Source organism: Marinomonas sp. TI.3.20 (assembly GCF_038155025.1).
Lineage (GTDB): Bacteria > Pseudomonadota > Gammaproteobacteria > Pseudomonadales > Marinomonadaceae > Marinomonas > Marinomonas flavescens.
Genome location: NZ_JBAKAS010000006.1, coordinates 96,027 through 122,266, shown reverse-complemented (window position 1 = coordinate 122,266; position 26,240 = coordinate 96,027). Strand labels below are relative to the sequence as shown.

Sequence of the window (26,240 nt, the reverse complement as noted above, 5' to 3'; positions counted from 1 at the left end):
CGACTTTTCCCTTAAGTAAAGAGGCGTTGAGAAATGTAATAATATTACTAAATAATTTGCTTAATCATTCTTTTAATTGTAAACATGCGTCAAAAAAAAAGAAAAAGGTTGTTATTTTACTACAATAGTGAAATTTTACTACTTTCAGTTTGATAGATAGATCATGGGGTAAGAGCCTGTATGACAGATTCGATTAGTGATAAGATTTTTTCGATAGCAGAAGAGTTTCCATTAAAAAATGCCTTGTGTATCAATGAAGATGGGTGGTGGGATTTTCAAAGATTAGTGACAAGTACAGACCTATTTAAAATTGAGTTTATACAGTCTGGTGTTATAGAATTTTCTCTTGTGGCAATAGTAGGAGATTTATGTAATTCAACTATATCTGTTTTTCTTGCGTTGCAAAGTTTGGGGGCAACAGCTTGCTTTTTAGGTGCAGAAATAAATTCAACTGATCTGGATGAGAGAATTAATAACTCACTTGCCGAATTCATTGTTGACCCAAAAAAAGAAACAATAATACACACTGGTTTCAATCCCACGGAAAATTTTACTAGGTATAAGAAAATAGCTCTTCTTAAAAAAAGATGGCCTTCAGTAGTGTTTTACACTTCTGGCACTTCAGGAAAATCTAAAGGCGTTCAGTTAACAAAAAGAAATATTAGTTCAACTGTTCTTTCGTTATTAGATTACCTTCCGATAAATGAAAGTAACGTTGTTGCCTCCTTCTCTTCTATTTATAGTGATTTTGGTTTTTATAATATTATCTTACCTCTTTGCGTAGGATCAAGTGCCGTATATATAGATCAATCCACTTCTATTAATTTGATTTTTTTAAAAATTATATATTATAAAATCAATGTCATTCATGCTTTTCCTCCTTTGCTTGAAAAAATATACGAAGGAAAGGCTGTTGAAAAAAATGTTTTTCCTTGTATGGATTATATTTGTAGTAGCGGTCAGAGAATGAAAAAAAGTACAATAGAAAAAATACTTAATCATAGTCCTAGTTGTGAATTGCATTTAGGTTACGGCCTAACAGAATGTAAAAGAGCATTATCTCTTCATCCAAAATTCATTTCAGAAAAGCCTGATTCCGTTGGTAAACCAATTTTTGGGGTGAAAGCCTATTTAGTTGATAATCAAAGAGATCAAGTAAGAAAAACAAATACTCAAGGTGAGTTATGCTTAGTTAGTGATCAAGTGACTTGCGGTTATTTTTATAATGATTTTGATACAAAAAAAATTATAAAAAAGCTTAAGTTTTCAAATGAAATAGCATTGTTTACTGGAGATTTTTTTACAAGGATGATGATGGGTTTTATTATTTCGTATCAAGAAAATCTAGAGTTATATCTATAAATGGCATAGATTTAGATTTGACTTCTTTAGAGGGTGATATCTCTAGAATAGATGGAGTTCGTGAAAGTGTTGTTGTTCTTGGAGAAAGTGGTGAAGAAAAGATTTTAAATATAGCAGTATCTTTGGAATATCCAAAAGATCATTGTTTTTTAAAAATAGAAGTGAATAAAAAAATTCCTGGTTTTTTAAAGGTTAATGAAATTTTATTTTTTGATGATATTCCAAAAACTCCATCTGGAAAATATGATTATAAGAAAGTTGAATTTATGTCAAGAAGGTTATCAAATGGAAGCTGAAATAAATAATGACTTATCTGCAATGATAAAATTGAAAGAAAATTTCAAAGATTTAGCTGAGGGTAATATACAAATACCAAAAGGAAAATTAAATAGCCGAATTAAAAATTGTATTGATGATAAAGTTTTATCACTTTATCAAGATCTCTTAATAAATGACTCTGGGCCTTTGTTTAAGCATTTCTTAGCAAGTATACCAAATATACTGGAAGAATTATCTAGAATTTCAATTTCATTAAAAAAATTAAATGAATCTGATGATTTTTTATGTAGTTATTGGGAGATTGAAGCATTTGATGGGACAAATGGGAGAGCTTTGAATAAGATATTAAAAACAGAGATAAATATTTTAACAAATTCTCCAAATTTTTCAAATAAAAAATATTTTATAAACTATAACTCTTCAGGAAAAAATTATTTTGAGTTTGGGACTTTTTTTGAGATATATGATTTGATGTTTCAAAAAAAACAGTTTTTCGATTTTATTTATGAAATGGCTGCATTTCAATTCTATGGAAGGGATAGATATGAGCATGTATCCTTGGTGAAAAAAAGGCTGGCTAAAAGAGGTATAGCAATTTTTTTAGAAAAGCTAATGAATTCTGATGAAAATGAATTTATTCTTCAAGAAGATACAAAAGATTGGATATACAAAAAAAGATTTTTCTCAGAAGAAGAAATAATTTGGAAAAGAAAATTCATGCTGGAAGATATGCACAAAGGCCTATTAACTAAAAACGAATTTGAAATTACTTTATGTAGTCTTTTTGAAAATGTTGCTCTTATTTGGAATTCAACAAACTTCTACGAGTACTTAGCTACAAATGATACTGAAAAATTCGATCGTTTTTTGTGTGAAATAGGTGATCCATATATTGAGACAGTGTTTCAATTTTATATGCCAGTTTTAATAAAGAGAGGTGCTAATGTATACAAATGAAACTCTATCGAATCAGGATCATTTGCTAAGAGCAAAACTTTATCTTAAAGGTATAGCTGAAGTTACTTCAACATGGGAAAGTCATGAAATATTCCTAAGAGGTACAAATGAGGTAATGTTTAAAAGAGTTAATCAATTAAAGGATTTGGGTTTTTTTAACGCTTTAATTCCTTGTGAATTAGGAGGTATAGGGCTGTCTTGGAAAGAGGTTGTGGAGGCTGGGAGGATTGCTTCAAGCTTTTGTCCCAGTAGTGGTTGGTTGTTATCTTTGTTAAGTGGTCATGCTGGAATGCTAATGCGTCTGCCACTCCAAATTATAGAAGATATAATTTACTCGGGCTCTAATAACGTGCTCGTAGCTACAGTTACTAACACTAGAGATGGTAAATTATATAGGAAAAATCACGAAGGTTATGTATTAAACGGAACTTGGCACTATTGCTCGGGTGTTGATTATGCTGATTATGTTATTGTCACTTCTAAGCTAGAATTTCATGATGATTTTTTAGGGGAGAATAAATATCTCGTATTGATCAAAAAAAACCAATTCGAAGTATTGGATGACTGGAATGTATCTGGATTATCTGGTACGGGGTCTAAAAGTATTGTATTCAATAACTTAGAGGTTTCATATGATAAAGTGTTTTTTAGACCAGACTACTTTAATAATAATGAGTTTTCAGGATATGATGTATTTGAAAGTAAAGAAGTTTTACCTGTAACTACCTCTTTAATATTGGGACCAATTCTAGGATGTTTCGAGGGTGGGCTCAAGAGCGCTATATGTGAAATTGAGTCACTGGTCAAAAAATCAAATAATTCCACTAAGTTTCACTACCTTCATACGTTGCTTAATGCAAAAGAACAATTAAATTTGATGAGGATTTTATATGTTGACTTGATTTCTAGTGTGGAAAAATCAATAATTAATGGATCTATTTTTAGTCTTGAAGATAAGTTTAATATGCTAAGTAAAAAGTCTTTTTTTTCAAAGTTGGCGCTTGATTCTATGAGCCCTATAATACAAACTATAGGTTCGAATGGCAATTCGATGCTAAATAATTTTCGAGTTTTTTGGAACGATATGCAAGCTATGTCTACACATATGGATGTCAAATGGGAGAGGGCATTATCTGATTTCGAACATTTATCTAAAAATAAAGATATCCAATCTCTTGTTATTCCGGAGGGTTATTGACTATAGTATTTTTTTGAAAATAAACTGTTCATATATTATTAACTAGTTGTCAATTGCCTTGAGAATCTTGTTTAAAGTAGTGGTTTTATTCGAGTCGTCATCAACCAAAAGGATATGAGGATACGCTACTATGCGAAAACATACATTCTCCATGTTAGTTGATTATGTTTTTAACGTTGTTGTGTTGGTAATTGTATCTTCTTTAGTATGTTACATTAAGTGGTTGGTATCTAATGAAATGTCGTAGAACAGAGAGTCGTCAACGAATTGTTGCTGGTTATGTAATCCATCCAATAGCTCATGTGAAGCTGTTAAATGGGCAAGAAAAATTGAGTTGTACGAGTGACACCCTAACAGATAGTTATTACTGTTTTGATTATGTATCTCGAACTGACTGTAGTGATAAAGGTACATTCTATTGTGGATCTCATGCCGCTAATGACTTTCTATCACTTGCTAACCTAGCCCCTTTACCGTTATTTAATCCTTTAGTTACCAGTCGAACGGGAGATGGTGGATCTGGTGGCCCTCCTTCTAATAAATGGGATCCTTTGGCTAAACAGTTAAACAATGCAATTAATATGTTGGTCTTTTGCTGGGATATTGTTCCTGGAGGCCCCTTGGCAAGCATTCAATCTCAGTTAATCCAATATCCTTATTCAACCCCATATCCATCAAAGCTAAAATCTGTGAACACCATTATCGGTTATGGCGGGCGAACGCTACAAGAAATGATCGAAGGTTTACGGGAGGTAAATAGTGTTCGAAACTTTCGGTTTAATTTGATAAACGAAGTGCTAAGGTCTGAAGGTATAGCGTCAAACTTCGGCTAACAAAGTATATAAGAGTCATTCCTAATGATTGGTGCTCTCACTTCTAGTAAATTTTAATGTTTATGACATAATACTTGAGGTTAAGTGGTATCGTTGCTCACACCTTAATACTGAGTTAAGCCTTTTCAGGAAATCATACGGCATCTTCAGAAAGATTGAACTAAGAACTGAGCATCTTGCAAAACTCTCAACTGATCGTTTGTGGATAACTTATCGCCCCCCATTAGAGGCTCTTTTTTGCTCCGTTAAGCATGTTTTTCTACACATTGCCTATTTTGGCTAGGTCATCATGGTTTTTCTCTCTTTTTTGATCATAGTGGCTCGTTCTGAGACCACTCCAGAAGCATAATACCCTCGATATATGTCTTTTTCTCTCAGCGATTTATTGCCGCAGTCGAAGCAGCTGATCAACGCTCAGTACTAAAATGCCAAACATCAGGTGACTCATGACTTTTACCGCACCACGTACCCAGATGTGTCGACCTCCGAACTCATCTTTGAGGCGGCCATTAGCTCGTTCTGCCCCCGAACGTTCCCGATAACGCACCGCATCGGCCGGTTCAAACTCTTCTTTCTCACCCCCTCTGGGGTTGTGATCTATCAAGGGCACATGCCCTAACTCTCGACTGTGTTCATGCAGGTCAATACTGCAGTAGGCGGCGTCCATCAGATCATAAAGGTTGGTCACCCGCGTCGCGCTGATATGTGATAGCGGGATCGCAGCTCGACTGTCATGCATGGACGCTGAGGATAATAAAGCCGTGATAGGAACGCCACAGTCTGCAATGTCCAGATGAAGTTTGTAGCCGTTCCAACTGTTTTTATAGCCTTGAGCATTGCATTTTGTGCCACGACGGCAATCTGTCGGGATCTCTTCGAGTATCTCTTCCAAGCATTGAGTACGTTGCCGTGCCACAGTGAATTTGATCGGGCGCTCTTCGCCTTCGTCCTTGCGGGGGCGCTCCTTAGGCTTGGATTTATCCGCCTCCTCTTTGTCGATTTTTTGTGGGCGTTCTCTCACTTCAATAGCCGTCCCGTCTCGGCTGATATGGCCAATAAGACGATCTCCAAAGTGCGTTTTGATCAGTACCTCATGGGCACGTTCGGCCAGCTTGTCTTTGGCAAACGTCTCAAAAGCACGAGAAAAAGTCGACGCTGATGACCGTTTTTTATGAAGCGGAAATCCACAGATTCGCCGCAATGCTTTGTCTATGCTCAAGCGTTCTATTAGATGCACCGTGGTCGTGAGCCCAAGCACTACCTTGGCAACAAAGGCGTTGGCTAACCAAGCCAGTTCATGGGGTGGACGGCCCGTCCGATACGAGAAACGTGTCACAAACTCTTCGATACGAGACCATTCCAAGATAGGAATCAGTTTTTCAAGTTTTGGGGTCAGCGACCCGATTTCTTGATGTAAGGTAGGAATCAATTGGCCTTGAACGATTTGCCAGCGTTGCATAATTTGTTGGAGCGTCGTAGCATTCATAAAGTGGGTATGTCGATGTTGTGTGGTAACTCTATCGTCGCCGGAAACGGCAGCCCACGTCTCCTCTTTTTTTCGTTTTTTACGATAAAATGTCGATCATAACGACAGTTTTGCAATTACCTCGCATAGCAGCTTTAATGACCTGTCTGTGACGGTGGGAAACCAAAAAATCGTTTATATTCCCGACTAAACTGTGAAAAGCTATTGTAACCTACTTGATAGCTCGCTTCGTTTGCCTGTATCCCTTGAATTAACAGCGTTTGAGCTTTCTGTAATTTAATCGATTTAATGTATTGCATGGGCGACACGTGCATCAGTTTTTTAAAGGTATTAAAAAACGATGTTTTACTCATATTAGCGATAGACGCTAACTCATCTACCTTAATGACTTTATTCACATTGTTGTGAATGTGAGTCACCGCTCGGGACACAGGTTGTATATTGCCATATTCATGCAACAACTGACGCAATGCGTGACCATGTTCGCCAGTGAGTAAACGATAGTAAATTTCGTCAATAATCGACTCCCCTAAAATCGCAGATTCCAACGGGTCTGACGCGACACTTAGCAAACGCGAAAACAACTCAATGAGATCGTCATTTGCTTGCCCGACAACCACACAGGACGATGAATCGGACGTGGTTTTTCGCACGGTTTTTTCTTGGTGCTCAATACGCATGATCATATCAGCCAATTTTATTAAATTAATATTCATAACCGCAGACTGGAATGGTGCCTCAAACGATGCCACTGTCACTTCAGCGTATACAGGGATCGGCAAGAAATTAATGAAAAAATCCCCGCTCTGATACAAAAAAGACGCATCCCCCACACGGCAGATTTTCTCACCTTGACCCATCATACAAATAATAGGCTCATATAAAAAAGGAGACATTTCTTGTGCGTTATGCCATTGCACTACGCCTACACCTTCTAAGTGCAACGGCGTAAATCCTTCTTGATGAACGTTTTGTTCAATCAAATGATTAAACCTGTCCATTTTATTAGATCGTGAGATCTTCATCATTGTTCCGCTACCTAAGTGAGTATTGGCAGAAATACAGGCTCCTATTATGCAAGTAAATTGCAGACTTCAAGGAGCATTTAAGAAACAAAAGCATTTCATAATAAAAACACAAAATAATGAACGATTATGCATGTTTTTTGGTGTTTTGTGGATATGAATATTTTTAAAATGACATTATAGTGCATGACAAATTTAATAGACATACCGCATACAAGGAAACCTAATGCTTGATTTTGATTATTACAACCCAACTCGCATCGTCTTTGGACAAAACCGTATTGCTGAACTAGACAACCTAATTCCAGCAAACGCCAAAGTCATGATTACCTTTGGCGGACAAAGCGCTAAAAAATACGGCACGATCGATGCTGTTCGTGCGGCCTTGGGTTCTCGTGACATTATTGAATTTGGTGGCATCGAAGCTAACCCACAGTTCGACACCTTGATTAAAGCTGCGAATATCGCAAAACAAGGAAATGTTGATTTTCTTCTTGCGGTCGGTGGCGGCTCTGTTATGGACGGCACAAAATTCATCGGTTTGGCTGCCAAAGCCGCACCTGAAGACTACGCAGGCTTGTTGTCTCACGGTTTTGCTATCATTCCAGTCACGGAAATTTTACCACTTGGCTGTGTGGCTACATTGCCTGCAACGGGTTCAGAAATGAACATGGGTGGCGTAATCACACTAGAAGGTCAAAAACGTCCTTTTATGTCCACGTTGGCGTTCCCTACTTTCTCTTTGCTTGATCCTGATTTGACGAAAACCTTGCCAAAAGAGCAAATTGCCAATGGTGTGGTTGATGCGTTTATTCACGTTTTAGAACAGTACCTAACGGTACCTGTCGACGCTCGAATCCAAGATCGCACTAGTGAAGGCATCTTGAAAACCTTGATCGAAGTCGGTCCAGTAACCTACCGCGACAATGACGACCTAGACGCACGTAAAAACTTCATCTGGTCGGCAACTAACGCGTTAAATGGTGCGATTGGTGCGGGTGTTCCACAAGACTGGTCAACGCACATGATTGGCCACGAATTAACGGCATTGTTTGGTATCGCTCACGGTCGAACCCTAACGATTGTTTTGCCATCCCTATTGCGTGAGCGCAAAGAGAAGAAACACGCGAAACTAGTTCAATTTGCAGAACGAGTTTGGGATATTACTGAAGGCACTGATGACGAAAAAATTGAAGCGGCGATTAATAAAACAGAAGCCTTCTTCAATTCATTAGACATAGTAACCAACCTAACGCACTACGGCATCGATGACGCAGGAATCGATAAAGTGATTGCAAACCTTGAGAATGTTGGCATGACAGCATTGTCTGAAAGCGGTGATTTGACGCTGGATATCGTTCGCAAAATTTTGGTAGCGGCTAAATAATTTAGCACAATCCAAGCGCACACTTACTGAAACTAAAGGTCAGCTGATGCTGACCTTTTTTGTTTTCTTCCAGAGCCCCGCATTTCTTTTATTAATCAATAGACAAAGCTGAAATAAAAAATCGAATTATTATAAAGAAAAACTAAAAACAGCTTTCGTTTTAACTGCTATTATCAAAAGCCGCTCATGCTATTACTATAATGTGTATTGAAGGCACAGTTGAGCAACAGGCAAGCTAAGGCTTACTGTTATCACCTCCTCAAACTTTGCATCGCTAGATCACTTTTATGTTTGGAGTATTACCATGAAGAAAACCATATTGATTACGGGCTCTACCGATGGAATTGGCTTTGCTACGGCTAAATCCTTATTAGCACAAGGCCATACAGTTCTGCTTCATGGTCGCAGCGCTGGCAAGCTTGACTCAGCCAAAGCGCATTTATCAGATCCAAACCTAGAAACTTATCAAGCGGATTTATCACGCTTAGAAGATGTGTATTCACTGGCTTCACAGATCCGTCAAAAGCACACAAAGCTTGATGTGATTATTAATAACGCAGGTGTTTATATGGTACCGGTAGACATATCCGAAGACGGTTTAGATGTTCGCTACATGGTCAATACCATTGCCCCTTATTTACTAACCAAAGAATTATTGTCTTTATTAACGCCAAGCAGTCGTGTGGTGAATTTATCATCTGCTGCACAAGTACCTGTAATGGCCGCTGAATTATCGGCATCCAGTCAGCTAGTTGATGGCATGGTATACGCTAAAAGTAAATTGGCGTTGACCATGTGGTCTCGCCATTTGGCCACCACGCTAGGGGAAAAAGGCCCTATTATTGTTGCCGTAAACCCTAAATCATTTTTAGGTAGCAAAATGGTGAAAGAGGCTTATGGTGTTAGTGGAGGCAATCTACAAGATGGTGCCGACATTCTGGTAAAAGCGGCACTATCAGACGAGTTCGCTAACGCATCAGGCCTTTACTTTGATAATGATATTGGCCAATTTAGTGATCCACACCCAGACGCACTAGATACTCAAAAGAATGCTGAAATTAGCCTAGCGATTGATCAAATCTTAGCAGACAAAAAAGTCGCATAAACGGCACCGCCTAACCCATCAGGGTCACAAACTTGCTGATTCTGATAGGAGGTAATTCGCAATTCCATGAGTCACAAGCTATGGTAAAAGTGATTCGTGTTGCTAGCAGTAAATATAAAAAGGAGAAAATTATGTTAGGTGAAGATCACGCTATTGTCATCGAGTTTCCAGAACACAAAGAAAAAATATCCGAGCTTAATAAAATAGATTCTGCATTTGCTGAAAGTGCTCGTCGCTACCACGCACTGGATCAAGAAATACGTACTCTTGAACTGGATAATGCGCCTATCGATGACGAAGCCATGCATCAATTAAAACATGATAGAGCGGTTCTTAAAGACGAAATATATCAGCGTCTGCAAGCGTAATTAATTTCTAAAAAGATCCCTTAAAAGTAACCATAAAAAAGAGCAAGCATGACGACGTTATGTTTGCTCTTTTTCTATTTCTGATGGGGTTAAATATTACTATTTAGGATCGTTTTCCCAATAGGGTACATCGCCGAAATACTCTGTGAAATAATCAATAAACGCCCTGACTTTAGGTGCAAATAAGCGAGAGCTGGGGTAAGCCGCCCAGATATTCGCCTCTGGAAGTATTGGATAATCTTTTAATATTTGTACTAAACGACCCTCTTGTATTGTGAGTGGCTGAAATACGAACAAATAATTTTAAGTGGTCTACGTTCATTATCAATGGAATCTAAAAAGTGATTGTATGAAATAGCATATTATCAAGAATGATTTCAGTAAATATACTTTAATCATAAATTAACAAGAGGTGTTTACGATGAAAGCAATGACAATCAAGGAATTTGGCGATAGCAGCGTTTTTCAGGCAGCAGAGCTAGCAAAACCAGAAGCAACAAAAGGTCACCTAGTGATCAAGGTTGTTGCTACCAGCGTAAATACTGTAGATATGATGATTCGCCAGATGGGGACTGACCTTGGCCCATTAGCACCTCAATTACCTGGTGTATTAGGAATGGACTTTGCTGGTACTGTGGAAGTCGTTGGCGCCGATGTGACGGGTTTTGCAGTGGGCGATGACGTTTTTGGCTGTGCCGGTGGACTTGGCGAGTTACAAGGCGCCCTTGCAGAATATATATTGGCTGATGCAAAACTTGTGGCTCACAAGCCAAAAAGCATTTCTATGCGTGAAGCAGCGGCTTTACCACTGGTCGGTATTACAGCCTATGAAGGTCTGATCAGAGCGGGTATTCAACCTGGTCAAAATGTACTTGTACATGGTGGTGCCGGCGGCGTTGGTCATATTGCGGTACAACTTGCTAATTATTTCGGTGGCAATGTGTTCGCCACCATTAGTGACGATGAACAAGCTTCAGTCATTGAAAAAATGGGCGGTACAGCGATCAATTATAAGCAAGAAAGCGTGGCTGACTATGTTGCAAAACACACTGGTGGTGCAGGTTTTGAACTGGTGTTTGACTCAGTTGGTGGCGAAAACCTTAACGCTTCTTTTGAAGCGGCGGCTCTGAATGCCAATATCGCAACAACCGTATCTTTGCTTAACCTTGATTTAACAGCAGCGCACTTTAAAGGCTTGTCGCTACACGTTGTCTTTATGTTGATTCCAATGCTGCACAACCATAAACGCGAGCAACATCAACACATTTTGACTCAGCTGGCGAACATCGTAGACGAAGGCAAACTTAAGCCTATTCTTGATACTGAAACCTTTGCTTTAGAAGACGTTAGTAAAGCCCACGATCGCCTTGCTAGCCGAAAAGTGATTGGCAAAGTTGTGATTGACGTCTAACAGTCTCCTTAAAATCAAGATCCAAGCAGCGCTATGTTGCCGACAACAAAAGGCCAAAACGGTGATTTCGGCCTTTTGTTTATCTTGATTGAGCAAAGTCAAACAATGAACGCTCACCTTTGACGTTAAAAAAACCAAACACCTGTTAATAAGTACAAGATATTTACATATAACCATTCTCTTCAATATCAACACACAACCTATTAAAAGGAGTTGATATGAAGTATTTAAATAATTTAATCGTCATGCTCATTTTGAGCGTCGCGTCTTTCCAAATTGCCAGTTTAGGTGCTGTGAAGCACTATTAAATCAGCTCATTGGTGATCTGTATCCTAATGGCTATGGTGTTAGGCAATCTCAAAAGTACATCCCTAAAAGCACCCTACCTAGTATCAAATTTAGCCAACAAATCATTGCGAAGATCTTTGCTGCAGTACTTTTATTGGTATGAAAGTGCTCGGACTTATTAGAGATATCAGTATACTTACAGCCATATAACACACGTATAAATGTCATTAACCCAACGGTACTAGCGGAGGCGTGGGACGTCTATGGAGAAATGATGCCAGGTTTTGAACCAGTACCAGAAAATTAGTTGGCAAAGCGTTTGAGCGCTCAGTGGACGGTTTTATTGCTGGCGAAGTGATCTTTGTGGATGCCTAAGGAAAACCAGAGAAGTTTATTAGTAAAAGTCAGTAGAGCTCTTGCATACAAGGGCTCTACTTTGACTTATAGGAAATGAGAAATGTATTTTCTAGTATAGCTATTTTATTCTTTAGCAGATGAGGCAACTTCTTTAAGCCGCGTATTTTCTTTCTCTTTTTTAGCTTTCTCTAACGCTATTTCAGCTCGGCTTTCACTCAAGAGTTGATTTAAACGATCATGTAGCAATTCAAGAGAAGCGGTCTTATTCACCCACCAATCTGTTGACCAAACTCTCACAATGGTCCAACCAAGACTTTCTAAAACCGTTTGTCGAATCTTATCTCGTTCACGAGCATAAGCCGAACTATGATACATAGCGCCATCACATTCTAATCCCGCTAGGTAACGTCCAGGTAAATCAGGGTGAATAATCCCCATATCTATACGATAGGCTGATACTCCTATTTGGGGGTGTAATTGCCATCCCTTGGCTTGTAATTCACGAGCAACAGCTACTTCAAAAGGTGATTCGAAATCTCCTTGAGAACCTCGATCCTGTGTTCCTAATACAACGGGGCCACGCTCTGCATATTCCAAGAAATGCTTTAAATCCGCAACCGCTCGTGATTGAGTTCGAGAAAGGTCAATATGATCAGGACTCAACGTTGAGAAAACAACCATTTCCGAGCGCGCACGCGTCATAGCTACGTTGAGCCGACGCTCTCCCCCTGTCCGATTCAATGGTCCAAAATTCATAGCAATGTGGCCAGACTCATCAGGTCCATACGTGATACTAAATAGAATCACATCACGCTCATCTCCTTGTACCGTCTCTAGATTTTTAACGAAAACAGGCTCTAAAATATCATCGGAGAATGCCCATTCAATACTAGGATCCTTACTTCGTGCATCATCAAGTAAATCTTGAATAAGTGACTGCTGTTCAGTATTGAACGTAACAACACCAATAGATTGATTTCTTATGCTGTTATCATCACTAGTTAAGCGGCGGACAATTTCAGCCACAACTGATTTTGCTTCCCCTTGATTATGACGTGCTTTTCCGCGAGCATAAAACCCATCAGGCCTCACCAGACTAACACCATTATCTGGGTGAACTGGTGCAGGGAAAGTGACTAATGAACTGTCATAATAATGGCTATTAGAAAATGCGATGAGACTTTCTCGGCGTGAACGGTAGTGTAAGTTCAATAACCGCTGTGGAATAGACGCCCCTAACAGCTCGTCTAGAATGCTTTCTAAATCTCCTTCACCATCTATATCTCCATCAGGATCACTATCTGCTCGCCCAAAGAAATTTGAAGGTGGCATTTGCTTTGGATCTCCAGCCACAATCACTTGTTTGCCGCGAGCCAAAGCTCCTACCGCATCCCAGACAGTTATCTGAGATGCCTCATCAAAAATCACAACATCAAATAATGCTTGCTCCGTCCCTAGAAACTGAGCAATTGATAACGGTGACATCATCATACAAGGCGCCAATGTCATTACTGCATCTGGAGCCTCTTCAAGCAATTTACGAACGGGCTTATGCCGTGTTTTTTTCTGCATCTCATGACGTAACATCCCCCAAGAACTTGCTCGGGTTCCAGTGTCAGTACTCGGGATTTCCCCTGCCAGTTTTGCAGCAATATACTGAGCAGTAAGTTGGCAAAATTCCTGATCTAATGTTTGAAAATTTTGAATTGTTTTTTCATGTTCTGGAGATGAGAAAGCTCTTAAAACATTATCTTCATTTATCAGCGCTTTGCTCCACCAAGCACAATAGGCAGCCTCAAAAGCATCTTCAACTTCCTCTGCTGAAATTGTACCTGCCTCAAGCGCACTGACTAATGGTCCTAATTGAACATCTTGGGCTTCATGTTTACGCTTATTCCAAGTACACCAAGATTTAAGTTCAACTTGTTTTGCTAAGATAATTTCTGCCAATATTTTGACATCATCAAAATGTACTAATGTATCTACAGCATTGCTCGCCGATACCGCCTGGAACTCTTTAAGCGCGATATCAAACTTGGAAATTTTCTCTATCATCCGAGAAATGGCTAACCCTATTATTGCATCAGGTGCTAACAAGTCGTTGCCATCATGTAGTAGCGTACGAATTTTCCCCCGTAGAGCCATTAATGTCTCTGCATCTGAAGCTAATTGGCTTACTGCTTTTCTAGCTCGAGCTCCAATAACTTGCAAATCAGTCGCTGTCTCTGGAGCTGTATCGTGACTTCGCCACGCTTTAATGCTTGAGAGTTGTTTATCAAGTTCAGAAATAGCTTCCCCTTTTTCCTTGAGTTCCGCTAGAACAGCAATGTCTTTCTCAAGATCAGGCTCTCCCTGAGCACCTTTCGTTTTTACGAATTTGATTAGTTTTCTTATGGCAAAAAAACGTTTTAGCCACCAAGTATTATTAGCAGACAACCAGTCAGCCCTTAATAATTCAGGATCAATTTCTTTCCAAGCTAATGGCTCGTAATGACAACTTAACTCGTCTTGCAAGTCGATATAACTTTTCAATAGAGTAACCGCTTGCTCTAAGGCATCAATTAGATCTTGCCCATCCGCTTGTAAGGCAAAATCTGATTGCTTTCTATATGAATCAAGCAAAAATTGCCCTAGCTCTTCGAGCATCGGCAGCTGACTTAACGTCACAGTACCGAACTCGAACCCTAATGAATCAATAAACTTTTCTACAGCGGATTGCGCTTCACTTGCTGTACTTTTAAGTGTTTGAGCACTATTCACAATACTATCTTGCCAAACAGGGCCCCAATTGTCTGCCTGAATAGACAACAGTGGATGCTGACTAACGGATTCAATTGCATTAGCTTGAACTGCTAAATTTTGAACGACGTTTCGTATTAGTTTCAAATCCTCTCTACTATGATAATCAGCATGAGGCCATGATAGCGAAAGTTTATTTGTCAAATGGGCATCACGTACTTTGACTCCCATCGCATAATGAGCCGTCAGACCATTATTACGCTGTTGATGAAGAGCACTAACCAATGCATTAAGCTGATCTCTAGAGTTTTTTAGTTGCTCTGATTTCTCTCGCCACGCTTCTGAGGTTTGACTTGAGCTTTGCCCCCATGAGTCTTTCAACTGAGCTAAAACATCGGCTTTTTTCGCTTTATTTGAATGTAGTTCAAGGCAAAAAGATCCTAGACCGATATCTTTTAAGCGACGATGTACCACTTCGAGTGCCGCCGTTTTTTCTGATACAAACAATACCTTCTTGCCTTTGCCCAACATATGAGCAATAAGGTTGCTGATTGTCTGGCTCTTACCAGTACCTGGCGGCCCTATAATTACGAAATCCTTACCACGGTCCGCAGTAGCAACAGCAGCCATTTGTGAAGAATCTGCCGGTAAAGGAGTAAGAAGATCGGATGGATTAAATTGATAATCAAGTTGCTCAGGCTCAACAAAAGGAACAGTAGATTTATAAGGATCTCTTGGTGTTTCAAGTAAATGCTTAACCACTGCATTCTGCTTTAACTGATCTGCACGATCAACCAAATCCTTCCACATCAGATACTTAGCAAATGAGAAGTGACCTAACGCAACGTGATCCACTAATTCAAAGCCTGTAGCCTCTTTTACTGCTGCACGAACCCAACTAAAGATTTTAGCTACATCTAATCCTGAATCATCTTTTGGCAATTCAGAGGCTAAACGACTTAAATCAATATCAAAATCCCGTTTTAACATTTCTAGCAACGTTGTATTAAAAGTGGGTTCATCGTCACCTGCAATGATTTTAATTCCACTTCGTACTGACTTACGTTCTAATGCAACGGGAAGTAAAATAAGTGGCGCTCGGTAGCGTTTTCCGTCTTTTTTATTTTGTTTCCAATATAAAAAACCAATTGCAAGATAAAGAGTATTTGAACCTCCTTCTTGCAAGGATGTTTGGGCTTTTCGATAAATCTCTACTGCGCGTTTATTTAATTCATCTTCAGTCAAATGTACCAATAATTGCTTTTTTTCAAGTGCATCTCGTGCGTACTCTTTCTCAATATTTTCACCAGTACGTTGCTCATGAATACTAGAGTCTTGACTAGTAGAAGATAGTTTTGGAAAAGGCGATACTGAAATTCTAGCGCCATCGGCCAATAAGTCTTCTAGGCGCCCTGCATCCGTGGCTACGAATGATAAACTTGCTTTGCCATCTTTGTGATTAAGTAATGGGTTACGAGCAGAAAGCTCCAATAGTTTACGCTGCCAACGATCAAGCCTGCCAGTCGAAGTTGTTGCCACATCTTCAAAACTCAATTGTTCTGTGAAATCTGGCAAGCTAGGCGCTTCTTCTAATGACGTTTCGTATACATCTTCAATTATTTCTTCGCTAGAAGAAGAAATAGAAGATTGCCGTATAAAGCCTAATGGGCGAATTTTATGAGCGCGTGCGCGGCGAATATCAATTGCCAACTCGAAGTTATCATCTTCTTCAAGTGATACTGCTTGGGCCCCTTTTTCAATAGCTTTAGAAAAAGAAACAACTGGGTGGCTAGTAACTAGAGTAGTTTCGATAAGAATCAATTCATTGTCAGGTAAACGCTTACGCAAAACTTCAGCCTCATCAGTCGTAATCGCCGACAGTTCATCAGGCTGAAGCCATACACCAACGAATGCATGGCCTTCTTTTAACACTACAAGGGGATTTAAACCTGCTTGTTCAAAAGCAGCAGAAAATAACATTGTCGAGTCTAAACAAGTTGCTAAACCCGACGCTATAATTTGATCTGGGAAGCGAATCTTTTGACCATTTCGTTCAAAACTGGACGGTGGAAGTGCATAACTTAATTGTAAGTTTGCGATAGCTGTATAAATTGATGAAGCAATTGACCAGACTCGTTCCCTACTTTTAGAAACATACCCATCAATCTGATCTGGTTTTCCAGCTTTTCTTAATACTCGACTGGCTTCTTTTAACACTCCATCTACGGCAACATTATTGGGTGTACAAAATGCAGCTAAAAGTTCCGGCATATACTCAGCGCCACCCCATTCATTATGGGCTAGTAACTCCATCTTATGCTCGCTTTCAACCAGAACATCATCATCCTGGGACACTTTGATCGTAATACTCCCGGATAGGGATTCGGTTAACCCCATTAGAAAACCGCCATCCAATTCGATGTCACGATCTCTTACAGGTAAAATACCACCAGCCGATAAGCGATCAATTGTCCAAACTTTACCCTTCAAAAAGCTTGGAGAAGACGACAAATGAATTTGTAAATTCTCTATAACGTCGCCAGATAAATTCTCAACACATAATTCACGTAACAGGGGAAAAGCACTTTGGTGACAAGCAAAGTTAATTTTGTTTACCAGCTGAACGGATAGTTGGCAGAGATTTTGGTTAGCATGTTCTAGTGTCATGATCATCCTTTACATGATTTTCATTCTAGTTAGTGGGGTATTTTTAAGTAAATTGCTTCGCGTAGACTGTTGAGAAGGTGTCACTTGTACCTAGGTTAACCATAGGCCCATGAGAGTGTCATTTTTAAGGACATCTAACTAATGTTAGCCGATACACCTTATTAGTGTATTTTCAAAGGAAATCCTTCTTCAATTTACACCTAAATTAATAAGTTAATCGATTTCTATTAGGTTACACTTAGTAACATAGCACTTTTTTTGTGAGTGAATAAAGGATAAATACTGACAAAAAAAGATAGCTTTCCTGCTACCTTTGCTACCTCACTATTTTTTTGATAAAAAACGTAATTAGCTAGGCTGTTTTCACGTTTTTCTTTGAGAGTTAAGACCTTTTGATGTGTACCATACGTCGGTGTTATAAATCCAATAAAAACGGCGCCATTCTTAATGCAGTTAACTGCATTATGACAAGTAGTCAGTAATCGAAACCTCATCAATCTGATCCGGATTCATGTATTCTTGAGCGTAAACCAGATAGACCTTTGATTCTAAAAACAAACGAAAGATATCCGGGTCGATATGCTGATTTTCTACCATAAAAGACATAATTTTAATGGCTTCAGACAGTTTTTTTCCTTTTTTATAGGGTCTATCTACCGCCGTCAGTGCTTCAAATATATCAGCTACAGCCATCATTCGGGACACCGGCGACATCTCATCTCGAGTTAAGCGTTTCGGATATCCAGTTCCATCCATTTTTTCATGATGGCCACCAGCAAGCTCAGGTACAGACTTTAAGTGTTTTGGAAAAGGTAGCTTATCCAGCATTTTTATGGTTTGAACAATATGTTCGTTGATTTTGTAACGATCTTCTGCCGTCAGCGTGCCTCGCTGTATTGAGAGATTGTGCAGTTCACCACGGTTGTAAAGAAATTCAGGCACATCCATTTTGAATCCCCATTGATTGCCATCTGGTAATTTCTCCGAATCTGGGCGTTCGAAAAGGTGTTCCGGTCGGTCAGCAAGTAATGGTTCTTTGATCGGCAAGGTGGGGGCTACTGTTCTATTCTTCCGTTCTAGCTCTTCATGAGAAATGCCAATACGATCGTCTAGAGTTCGAGTCCAGGTTTTTTGCGCAATGCTGTCCATGCGCTCTTGTTTACTTTCATCTAAATATTCACCGCCTTGATTCAACTTGGCAACAAATGCAAAGTCATCATCCAACTGAGCCAGCGTTTCACGCAACGCTGTGTCGTCAACCAAGACCCTATTCTGATCCAGTGCGTTACGCAAAAATTGAATCTCGGTCTCCCGCTTAATCACTTCTACACGCATGCGAATCTCGTGAATTCGATCGTAAATGGTTTCGAGTTTTGTGGCTTTATCGATCACAAATTCAGGCGTGGTAATCTTGCCACAATCATGTAACCAAGCCGCGACGTGAATCGCTTCCCAGTTATCACGAGATAAACTGAAGTGTTTGAATGGCCCTTCTTCTGACTCATTTGCGGCTTTTGCCAATAACTTTGTTAGCTCGGGGACACGTGCGCAATGCCCACCAGTGTATGGGCTTTTCGCGTCGATTGCCCCCGCTATAAGCTGAATAAAACTCTCAAAGAGGTCTCGCTGAGCAGAAATCAGCCTTCGTGCTTCCACCGACACCGCCGCTGAACCAGACAAAGCCTCTGTGAAGCGCATTAAAGCCGGATCTATGCTCTCCTGTTCGAAAAGAAGTATGACACCGATAAGCTCATTTGTTCTGTTAAATAACGGCGTGGCCAATAAGTACGATGGAGGAATCTCTAAAGCCCGACTGAGCTCAGCAAGCCCCATTTGTTCAAGTTCTTCATAGGTGACCTTAATATTCTCAGCAGCTCTATTTTCGACAGCGCTTGCGATTAACCCGTTGTTTAATGAAAGTTGCGCTACTGGGATATTGATATCGAATTGTTGTTTGCTGGCAATACGTGATGCGAATGGCACCAAAGTCTCATCTTCGCTATCGGTTAAGTAAAGTACCCCTGCCTGAGTTTCTGTGGTGGCGATGATCTCATTTAATAATTTTACCAGAAGAGCATTGAAATCATCTTCTGCAGCAACGGTTCTATTGATATCAAGAAAGCGAGAAACAGTGACCCTTAATCGATCAACCGTGTCAGCTAATTCTGACGCCTCTTTTACTCTAGAGCTCACGGTAATAGGATGAGTGAAATCGAAAGAAGCCAATTTTTGAACTTCTTTCGATAACTGGCTTAATGGTTTGGTAATTTGGCGGATTATCACAATACCAAAAGGTATAAACAGACCAGTAATTATTAAGATCACAATACCTTGGTCTCGAATGATCTTACGTGTAGTGGCAAATAAGTTGTCTGCTGGCACCGCAAGCAATAGGCGCACTTCAGTTCCTGTCCCAAAATCTAACGACCTACTGGAAACAACCCACTCTCTTCCCTCTGATTTCACTATGCCATGGCTGTATGGGCCAGATAGGCCTATCTCATGAGCAGCAGTACTTAAGGTGGAGGAGGTTAAATTTGATATATTTTTGCGAACTATTGTTCCCGCAGAATCTTTCTCGATTAATTGAGAAAGATCAGAATAAGCGATCAAGGTGCCATCACTTTCTGTTATGGCTATTTCAGAATCTGGCGTCAATCGCAGGCTTTGCACCTCGGATGCAAGCTGGTCGACAGTCGCATCAAATCCGACAACAGAAGAAGCACTGACAGATCGCTGAGAGATGGTGACACCAATTTCTCCTGTGGTAAAAAAGGTATATGGACCACTGGTAACTGAGTTTTTTCCATCTTCACTAGACTGAAACCATGGCCGTTCACGGGGGTCATAAATATAGTCGGGCTTTGGTTGCACTGCCTGCAAATGGAGATTTGCATCGTACAATCGATACTCCCCAACCCGGTTACCATTAACATCTAGCGTAATTGTTTGAACTAGGTATCTCGTACTATCACTTAAATCAAATGACGCGCGCAGTACATCGTTATCTATTTTTCTAACTAGAAAAAACTCACCATTCGTGTAGCCGACGTATATATTGCGAATCGTAGGGTTACTTTTAAGCGCTTCAGCCAACACAGGCAGTCTAGACAGGCGAGTACTTAGATCGGAAGCAACCGTCATTTGATCATGGATCAATATACTGAGTTGCGATTGTACAGGTTCGGTTAATCTTCGAATTCGCTCACGGACCATCACCCCAATAGTATCAAACTGCTCTGCGAGCGCCGCCGTTAACGCGTTATTGACGCCTTTATATCCAAGCACTGAAACAGTACTCGTAATGGCAATCGCAAGCGTCAAGCTTGCGGCAATAAGCAAGGTTTGTACGGAAACAAGAAACTTTTTTTGTTTACGATGTGGCATGAGAAAGCAATTCCTTTGATTTTCGTGCGCAATTTTCGTATTCAAGGCACATGCAATAGATAAGTTTTAGTATTAAGTCATTTTTTTACTTGAAATGCACAAAAAAACTAAATATTTCTGACAACTCGTCAACAATGTGCATTACCATTGATTATTGCTTGCATTTTTCAAGGTTTTTCCATGCGTTCAAAAATTCTAATTTTCTTGTTATTTTGGGTATTTATATCACCCGCATCAGCTGATCAATTTGGATGTGATAGTGGCGTTATTTCTGTTGGCGTTACTCAATCAGGGGTTATGTATCATGACGGACATGGCATAGACCCAGATTTACTAACACTGCTAAGCAAGATAACGCATTGTGAGTTTCAGTTAATTCCGATTTCTCGAGTGGATGCCTTTAAGCTCGTAGAGCGAGGCGAAATTGATCTTGTTCCTAGCGTTACTCGTGAGCCTCTTCGTGAGTCCTTTGCCTGGTTTATTCCCTATTATGAGATCAAATTTTTACTATTGACCAATGCAAATAGACTGCCCTTAGTAGAGAATCTAGAACAATTAAAAAAGACCCAAGGTGCGAGCATCGCAAAAGCGCAAGGAAGTGGGTACGGCACTTATTTTAATTACCATTTGTCTGAGATGGCATCACTGGGCATGGTTAGGCGTTATGCGGATTATGGAGAGACAGTTAAAGCGTTATTAAACAAAGAAGTAGATGCTATATTAAGCGTACCTCAAGTTTACCGCTTCTTCTTTGCAGAAGGAAAAGAACCTTTCCCAATAAACATTATGGATGTCTCTCCAGCGACACCGACAACTGTTTCGTTAATGTTAGGCAAGCGCCGATTCTCAAGCCCCCAAGTGGCTAACTGGCTCCGTGTGATTGAAAACTTGCGTTTGGACGGAAGACTGCAGAGTATTATGGAGAATTACGTGTCTAGCGATGAGGCCGCCGCGATGCTAGGAGCAGGCTCACACTAAAATAAACCTTTCCTCCCCAAAAAAAATGGAACCACTCGGTTCCATTTGTCTTTAAGTCGACTTTATATTTAGGCGCAGTAAAACGATCGGCACCTTTGTTATTTTGACGTAATGTCGTATTTGCCATTGGTGCGGATATAGATAGTCGCGCCTGTGCTTGAAACTGAAAGTCCATGTTCAAATTTCCCTGTTGAACCGAAGTAACTGCCTGGTGTCAGTTCTTTTTCTTGCTTTGTTTCTGCCGATTGGTAGCTCACGTCACCCTTGATCACAACCGCACGAAACTCTTTGGCATTAACGTCAATGTTACCTTGATAACCTGCGGGTAATTTCACCATAGAGCCACCTAGCTTGCCGACTTTATTGCTGCCCCACAATGAGCTGATTTCTGCATTTTTACCGTGGATTGATTTAACGTCAGATTTATCCAGCCAAACAATGTTTGATTCCGCTAGGTTCAATGGTTTTTCACCATTATCGAAATGCTCATCAGCAGGCTGTACGAGGTAAGGACCACTGTCGATCTCTAAATAGATCATGTTATCTTGGCCTTCGGCCGCTGTAACATGTGTTTCACCAGCTGGCTGAGTCCAAAATGACCCTGCTGGCATCCACATTTCTTCAGCTGTAGGGTCATCGTTATGCATCAAGCCCTCAATAACAATCGCACGGTAAGTAATGTTATGAATGTGCGGTGGTGAGGTGAAGCCTTTTTTAAACTTCACTAACATGCCAGTTTCCATATCTTTGGTACGGTCTCCCCAAAGGTCGGTCGCGCCTGGGCTTTGATCACCACGTAATGGGTTTAAATAGCCCCAATTAACCTCATTGGCAGTAACCACTTGAGAGTGTGATTGTACATCTTCAGCGTAGGCGGAAGAAAAAACGCCCATTAGAGCAAGGGTTAATGTGGCTTTGACTAATTTCATAAAGGGTAACTCTCTGTTAAGTAATTTAAACACGGCCATCTTAGCGTTTTGATTAGTTTGAAAAAGACGGCAAACAGAGAAAGATTGTTAAGCGTTTTTTGATAATACGCTGGGAACTTTTCAAACAGAGGCATCTACCTAATAGCCAATTCGCTTCTTGAATGAAACAGTTGGTCAGACTTGTTTATGGCGCTACAGACGCACGCCCTATTAGCTATTCATTCCTGCTCTTTTGATATTTTTAACAAGGGCACCAAGGGAAGAGATTATATCTCTAAAATTAAAACTGTTTTGCTAACAGCCTCGTTTATTAAACATATGAAATGGAATAAATTACCCCTATTACGACGGTAACCCACATTTCATTAGAGGAGTGTTACAAGATGTCTTTAAATTCATTACAACAAGCACGGGGCTTAAAACTCCCTTCTCGAGAAGCCATGTTGCAGCGCTCACCCTCTGCACAAATGTTTTGGGATAAAAATAGACAATTACTTAAACAAGCTTGGCAAGAATGGGAAACAAGCGAGCAAGATCGCCTTTTGCCGATTGATGACTCTCTTATTGATAGTGCACTGCGAGATGCGATCACTGAGTCTTGGAAAGACCCATTGCAAGAAACAAAAGTTGCTAACTTGATGCATGAAATTGCACCTGATGTGTTTCAGTTTCAATTATTTGACCCAGAACGCCTTGCAGGCTTGCGCCATTATCTTGACGCAGTAGCGGACGCAGAGATCCCACTACGACCACCCTATGGCATTGTCTTAAATCGTGGTGGAGCAATGCTAGATGCCCGTTCTGAAGGCTATCTGGCGGCACCAAAATTTCAAGATTTGTATCAAGAATTGCTTGATACATACATGCGCCCAATCGCACGCTTATTGTTCCCTGAAACCATGGGCTACGACGGGCAAACGTTTGGCTTCTCGATTCAATATCGTGCCGATACCGACACCTCATTGCGTTTGCACACGGATGCTTCAACCGTCACATTAAATGTAAACCTTAATCTACCAGGGGAAGCATTTACTGGCTCTGAAGTGGACTTTTATGACTCCATGACAGGCAAAATGAATCGCTATGTATTCGCACCAGGTGTAGCGGTTATCCACCGTGGTAATGTGGCACATGCTGCGCACCCTATCACCTCAGGTAAGCGTACAAACTTTGTTTTGTGGCTTTATGGTAAACATGGTCAAACACCATCACATCATGCCCCACAACAATTGACCGACGCACACTTACGCTGGACAACACCAGACCAAACCCCTGACAGCATGGCGCCTTTCTAAGACGTCATCGCAAGAGCTTAACAACTTAACAAGACACCCATGTTAAGAAGCCCGCCGTTACGCTGTCTTCTGTACAAATCTCAGTCACAAAAGGTCGTTCTAACCTTGTTAGTACGGCCTCTTTTTTTACCTGAAAACACACCCTTTTTCATCACACACGATAAGCTAGTTTAACAAGACACCCATGTTAAGAAGCCTGCCGTTTCGCTGCTTTCTAAGCCAGCTTAACAAGACACCCACCCTAAAAAGTCAGTCATAACGTGGGCTTTAGCACGCATTGCTTAACAAGACCCCCATGCTAATGGTGCGTTCGAGCAAAGCCTGGGAAGTCCATACATCACTGCACTATAAAACCAGTAAGGCTGTACATGAGAATAACAAAAGAAACAATTGAGACGCTGAGCCTTTGGACTAAGCACAGTAAAATTAGCACTAAAATGAGCAAGCTCAGTTAAAACATAACTTGCTGTGGAGAATGCCACCAGCGATGAATTGATGACGTTTATTGTTGTGGGTTTATCTTTGATGGTTCGCCTTTGGTTATTTTTTTTGGCCATTTGTTCTTAGTCAGGAATGTCTTTTGGCGTTGAAAAAGCATTGTTTATCGATTCATCACCTATCGCTAGTTTGCTTGATTTGTGCTTGTGCAATAGACCCTAGGGTTTATGAGTTTGTTGTATTGTCCGATGAACATTTTCCAACCCACCACACCTGATAGAATATTCCCCAATGATGCGCCAATAAATAAGCCCATTAGCCCATGCATTTCAGAGCCCAGCCATACCAGTGGTAAGTAGCAAACAAATAACCGCAACAAAGAGGCATGCAATGCCGCACTAGGTGCCCCAATTGCATTACAGGCAGACACACTAATCATACAAACACCAAGGCCTGCATAACTGATTGGAATCAGAAGAAAGTATTGCATTAATAAGCTTTTAACTTCTTCCTCGCCACTTAGCAGACTTGTGATTGGACTGACAAATATCATCATTAAAATGGCCAAAGCCAATTGAAAAGCAATAATGCTAAAAATAGCCGTTTTGATCAGTTTTAAAATATCTGTGTAGCTTTTCTCGCCTTTAAGTTTTCCTATCATGGGCGGCAATGCCATGGTGACGGCTAACACCAAGACAATCAAAACGTATTCAATTCGGCTCACCATGCCCCATACACCAACGGCTAAAATGCCATAAGAAGCAACAATGATGGTTACAAAGAAGGCGGAAAGCGGCGGGATAAATTGGCTTAATAACGCGGGCGCGGTGAATGTTGCAATGGCACTGGCCCCCGCTCTTACCACCTCAGTATTTTTCGGTAAGGCTATATAACCTTGCTTAAAAATGGATTTGAAAATGACCACCAAGCCAATAAACAACGCAATACAGGTCGCCCAAGCGGCACCAGCAAGCCCCATTTTAAAAGTGAAAATAAACACTGGATCGAGTACCACGTTGATCACACTCGTCAGTATCATGACCTTTCCAGGAACAAGAGTTTGCCCAAAAGCACGACAAATACTGTAGCCAAAATACAAAAAAGCACCTAGCCAACAACTTAATAACCAAGGTGCCCAAAATTGAGGCAATAAGCGAATAACATTCGGCTCAGCGCCTAATGCAGAGAAGATGCCTTGTTGATAAAGCCAGAGTAAGAAAATCAGCAAACTAACCACAAGACAGCCAAGCCCTAGCACGATCGTACTCAAGTACTTGGCATAGCTATGTCTTCTTTCGCCAATAGCAATTGATATGCAGGCAGTAGCGGCGATGCCAATACCCACTTGAATACCGACAATAAGTTGATAAATGGGCACAGAGAAACCAAGTGCAGCGAGGGGCTGTGGACCTAATTGGGCAATAAAAACACTGTCTATAAACTGACTTCCCATGATCGCAAACAAGCCGACCAACATTGGCAAGGTTTGGCGGTAAAGCGATTTAAGTGGAGAGGAAGTTGTATACGCCATTATTTAGGCCTTTATGAAGTCAATAATTTATAAAACTGGATATGAACCCAACTCACTCGCTATACAGCACAATGAGTAAGGCACGCGAGAGACGAGTAAAATGAAGGAGGAATTAACAATCCGTGTTAGTCGTAGCTCTTTAGTACCCATGATTCCTGATATAGGGAGTATGTTTACAAAGCTTTTTTTTGATAATACAATAATCAGCACATTCAGTTTT

At 40.4% G+C, this 26,240-nt stretch carries 17 protein-coding genes; 11 read left to right on the top strand and 6 right to left on the bottom strand.

Annotation, left to right across the window (positions count from 1 at the left end):
• Positions 1–180: 180 nt before the first annotated feature.
• The 5 genes from V6259_RS08405 to V6259_RS08385 all read left to right on the top strand — a co-directional run bounded on the left by V6259_RS08405 (position 181) and on the right by V6259_RS08385 (position 4,629).
• Positions 181–1,362 carry a class I adenylate-forming enzyme family protein gene (locus V6259_RS08405; protein ID WP_341584179.1) on the top strand — a complete coding sequence of 394 codons (1,182 nt, stop codon included), beginning with the start codon at positions 181–183 and terminating at the stop codon, positions 1,360–1,362.
• Positions 1,363–1,379: 17 nt separating this feature from the next.
• Positions 1,380–1,658 (top strand): hypothetical protein, encoded by a 279-nt coding sequence (locus V6259_RS08400; RefSeq protein ID WP_341584178.1) that lies wholly within the window; start codon positions 1,380–1,382, stop codon positions 1,656–1,658.
• Positions 1,648–2,598: a hypothetical protein gene (locus tag V6259_RS08395; RefSeq protein ID WP_341584177.1), complete on the top strand. Its 951-nt coding sequence runs from the start codon at positions 1,648–1,650 to the stop codon at positions 2,596–2,598. The genes V6259_RS08400 and V6259_RS08395 overlap by 11 nt, the downstream gene beginning before the upstream one ends.
• Positions 2,585–3,796 carry a hypothetical protein gene (locus tag V6259_RS08390; protein ID WP_341584176.1) on the top strand — a complete coding sequence of 404 codons (1,212 nt, stop codon included), beginning with the start codon at positions 2,585–2,587 and terminating at the stop codon, positions 3,794–3,796. Before V6259_RS08395 ends, V6259_RS08390 begins: the two co-directional genes overlap by 14 nt.
• Positions 3,797–4,029: 233 nt before the next feature.
• Positions 4,030–4,629, top strand: coding sequence for a hypothetical protein (locus V6259_RS08385; protein WP_341584175.1), 600 nt, complete (start codon positions 4,030–4,032; stop codon positions 4,627–4,629).
• 382 nt (positions 4,630–5,011) lie between these two features.
• Here the strand turns inward: V6259_RS08385 and V6259_RS08380 are convergent, their stop codons facing one another.
• Together V6259_RS08380 and V6259_RS08375 are read right to left on the bottom strand one after the other, a co-directional pair.
• The gene (locus V6259_RS08380; RefSeq protein ID WP_341584174.1) at positions 5,012–6,115 is read right to left on the bottom strand and encodes a transposase; all 1,104 of its coding nucleotides are present in this window, start codon (positions 6,113–6,115) and stop codon (positions 5,012–5,014) included.
• A gap of 134 nt (positions 6,116–6,249) precedes the next feature.
• On the bottom strand, positions 6,250–7,143 hold the full coding sequence (locus V6259_RS08375; protein ID WP_341584173.1) for an AraC family transcriptional regulator: 894 nt from the start codon (positions 7,141–7,143) through the stop codon (positions 6,250–6,252).
• Between the two features lie 223 nt (positions 7,144–7,366).
• Here V6259_RS08375 and V6259_RS08370 point away from each other — a divergent pair, with 223 nt between their 5' ends.
• From V6259_RS08370 to V6259_RS08355, 4 genes are all read left to right on the top strand, one after another.
• Complete coding sequence (locus V6259_RS08370; RefSeq protein WP_341584172.1) at positions 7,367–8,527, top strand: iron-containing alcohol dehydrogenase; 1,161 nt, start codon at positions 7,367–7,369, stop codon at positions 8,525–8,527.
• 304 nt (positions 8,528–8,831) lie between these two features.
• Positions 8,832–9,632, top strand: a complete 801-nt coding sequence (locus V6259_RS08365; protein ID WP_341584171.1) for an SDR family NAD(P)-dependent oxidoreductase — start codon at positions 8,832–8,834, stop codon at positions 9,630–9,632.
• Between the two features lie 32 nt (positions 9,633–9,664).
• The gene (locus V6259_RS08360) at positions 9,665–10,000 is read left to right on the top strand and encodes a YdcH family protein (RefSeq protein WP_341584170.1); all 336 of its coding nucleotides are present in this window, start codon (positions 9,665–9,667) and stop codon (positions 9,998–10,000) included.
• A gap of 421 nt (positions 10,001–10,421) precedes the next feature.
• Positions 10,422–11,411, top strand: coding sequence for a zinc-dependent alcohol dehydrogenase family protein (locus V6259_RS08355; protein ID WP_341584169.1), 990 nt, complete (start codon positions 10,422–10,424; stop codon positions 11,409–11,411).
• A 768-nt stretch (positions 11,412–12,179) separates the two neighbouring features.
• Here V6259_RS08355 and V6259_RS08350 read toward each other — a convergent pair.
• Both V6259_RS08350 and V6259_RS08345 read right to left on the bottom strand, forming a co-directional pair.
• A complete protein-coding gene (locus V6259_RS08350; protein WP_341584168.1) occupies positions 12,180–17,462 on the bottom strand; it encodes a DUF4011 domain-containing protein in 5,283 nt (1,760 codons plus the stop codon).
• Between the two features lie 462 nt (positions 17,463–17,924).
• Positions 17,925–20,849 carry an HD domain-containing phosphohydrolase gene (locus V6259_RS08345; protein ID WP_341584167.1) on the bottom strand — a complete coding sequence of 975 codons (2,925 nt, stop codon included), beginning with the start codon at positions 20,847–20,849 and terminating at the stop codon, positions 17,925–17,927.
• A gap of 180 nt (positions 20,850–21,029) precedes the next feature.
• Here V6259_RS08345 and V6259_RS08340 point away from each other — a divergent pair, with 180 nt between their 5' ends.
• Positions 21,030–21,827: a substrate-binding periplasmic protein gene (locus tag V6259_RS08340; RefSeq protein ID WP_341584166.1), complete on the top strand. Its 798-nt coding sequence runs from the start codon at positions 21,030–21,032 to the stop codon at positions 21,825–21,827.
• Between the two features lie 98 nt (positions 21,828–21,925).
• Here V6259_RS08340 and V6259_RS08335 read toward each other — a convergent pair whose 3' ends face one another.
• Positions 21,926–22,756, bottom strand: coding sequence for a DUF4437 domain-containing protein (locus tag V6259_RS08335; RefSeq protein WP_341584165.1), 831 nt, complete (start codon positions 22,754–22,756; stop codon positions 21,926–21,928).
• Between the two features lie 383 nt (positions 22,757–23,139).
• Between V6259_RS08335 and V6259_RS08330 the strand changes: the two genes are divergently transcribed.
• A complete protein-coding gene (locus V6259_RS08330; RefSeq protein ID WP_341584164.1) occupies positions 23,140–24,051 on the top strand; it encodes a 2OG-Fe(II) oxygenase in 912 nt (303 codons plus the stop codon).
• Positions 24,052–24,673: 622 nt separating this feature from the next.
• On the opposite strand, the gene V6259_RS08325 is transcribed toward V6259_RS08330, so the two are convergent.
• Positions 24,674–26,020 (bottom strand): MATE family efflux transporter, encoded by a 1,347-nt coding sequence (locus V6259_RS08325; RefSeq protein ID WP_341584163.1) that lies wholly within the window; start codon positions 26,018–26,020, stop codon positions 24,674–24,676.
• Between the last annotated feature and the right edge of the window lie 220 nt (positions 26,021–26,240).

Bases quoted from the DNA above. Each gene is read 5' to 3' on its own strand.
- V6259_RS08405 (WP_341584179.1), top strand. From the start codon at position 181: ATGACAGATTCGATTAGTGATAAGATTTTTTCGATAGCAGAAGAGTTT.
- V6259_RS08395 (WP_341584177.1), top strand. From the start codon at position 1,648: ATGGAAGCTGAAATAAATAATGACTTATCTGCAATGATAAAATTGAAA.
- V6259_RS08390 (WP_341584176.1), top strand. From the start codon at position 2,585: ATGTATACAAATGAAACTCTATCGAATCAGGATCATTTGCTAAGAGCA.
- V6259_RS08385 (WP_341584175.1), top strand. From the start codon at position 4,030: ATGAAATGTCGTAGAACAGAGAGTCGTCAACGAATTGTTGCTGGTTAT.
- V6259_RS08380 (WP_341584174.1), bottom strand. From the start codon at position 6,115: ATGAATGCTACGACGCTCCAACAAATTATGCAACGCTGGCAAATCGTT.
- V6259_RS08375 (WP_341584173.1), bottom strand. From the start codon at position 7,143: ATGATGAAGATCTCACGATCTAATAAAATGGACAGGTTTAATCATTTG.
- V6259_RS08370 (WP_341584172.1), top strand. From the start codon at position 7,367: ATGCTTGATTTTGATTATTACAACCCAACTCGCATCGTCTTTGGACAA.
- V6259_RS08365 (WP_341584171.1), top strand. From the start codon at position 8,832: ATGAAGAAAACCATATTGATTACGGGCTCTACCGATGGAATTGGCTTT.
- V6259_RS08355 (WP_341584169.1), top strand. From the start codon at position 10,422: ATGAAAGCAATGACAATCAAGGAATTTGGCGATAGCAGCGTTTTTCAG.
- V6259_RS08350 (WP_341584168.1), bottom strand. From the start codon at position 17,462: ATGACACTAGAACATGCTAACCAAAATCTCTGCCAACTATCCGTTCAG.
- V6259_RS08345 (WP_341584167.1), bottom strand. From the start codon at position 20,849: ATGCCACATCGTAAACAAAAAAAGTTTCTTGTTTCCGTACAAACCTTG.
- V6259_RS08340 (WP_341584166.1), top strand. From the start codon at position 21,030: ATGCGTTCAAAAATTCTAATTTTCTTGTTATTTTGGGTATTTATATCA.
- V6259_RS08335 (WP_341584165.1), bottom strand. From the start codon at position 22,756: ATGAAATTAGTCAAAGCCACATTAACCCTTGCTCTAATGGGCGTTTTT.
- V6259_RS08330 (WP_341584164.1), top strand. From the start codon at position 23,140: ATGTCTTTAAATTCATTACAACAAGCACGGGGCTTAAAACTCCCTTCT.
- V6259_RS08325 (WP_341584163.1), bottom strand. From the start codon at position 26,020: ATGGCGTATACAACTTCCTCTCCACTTAAATCGCTTTACCGCCAAACC.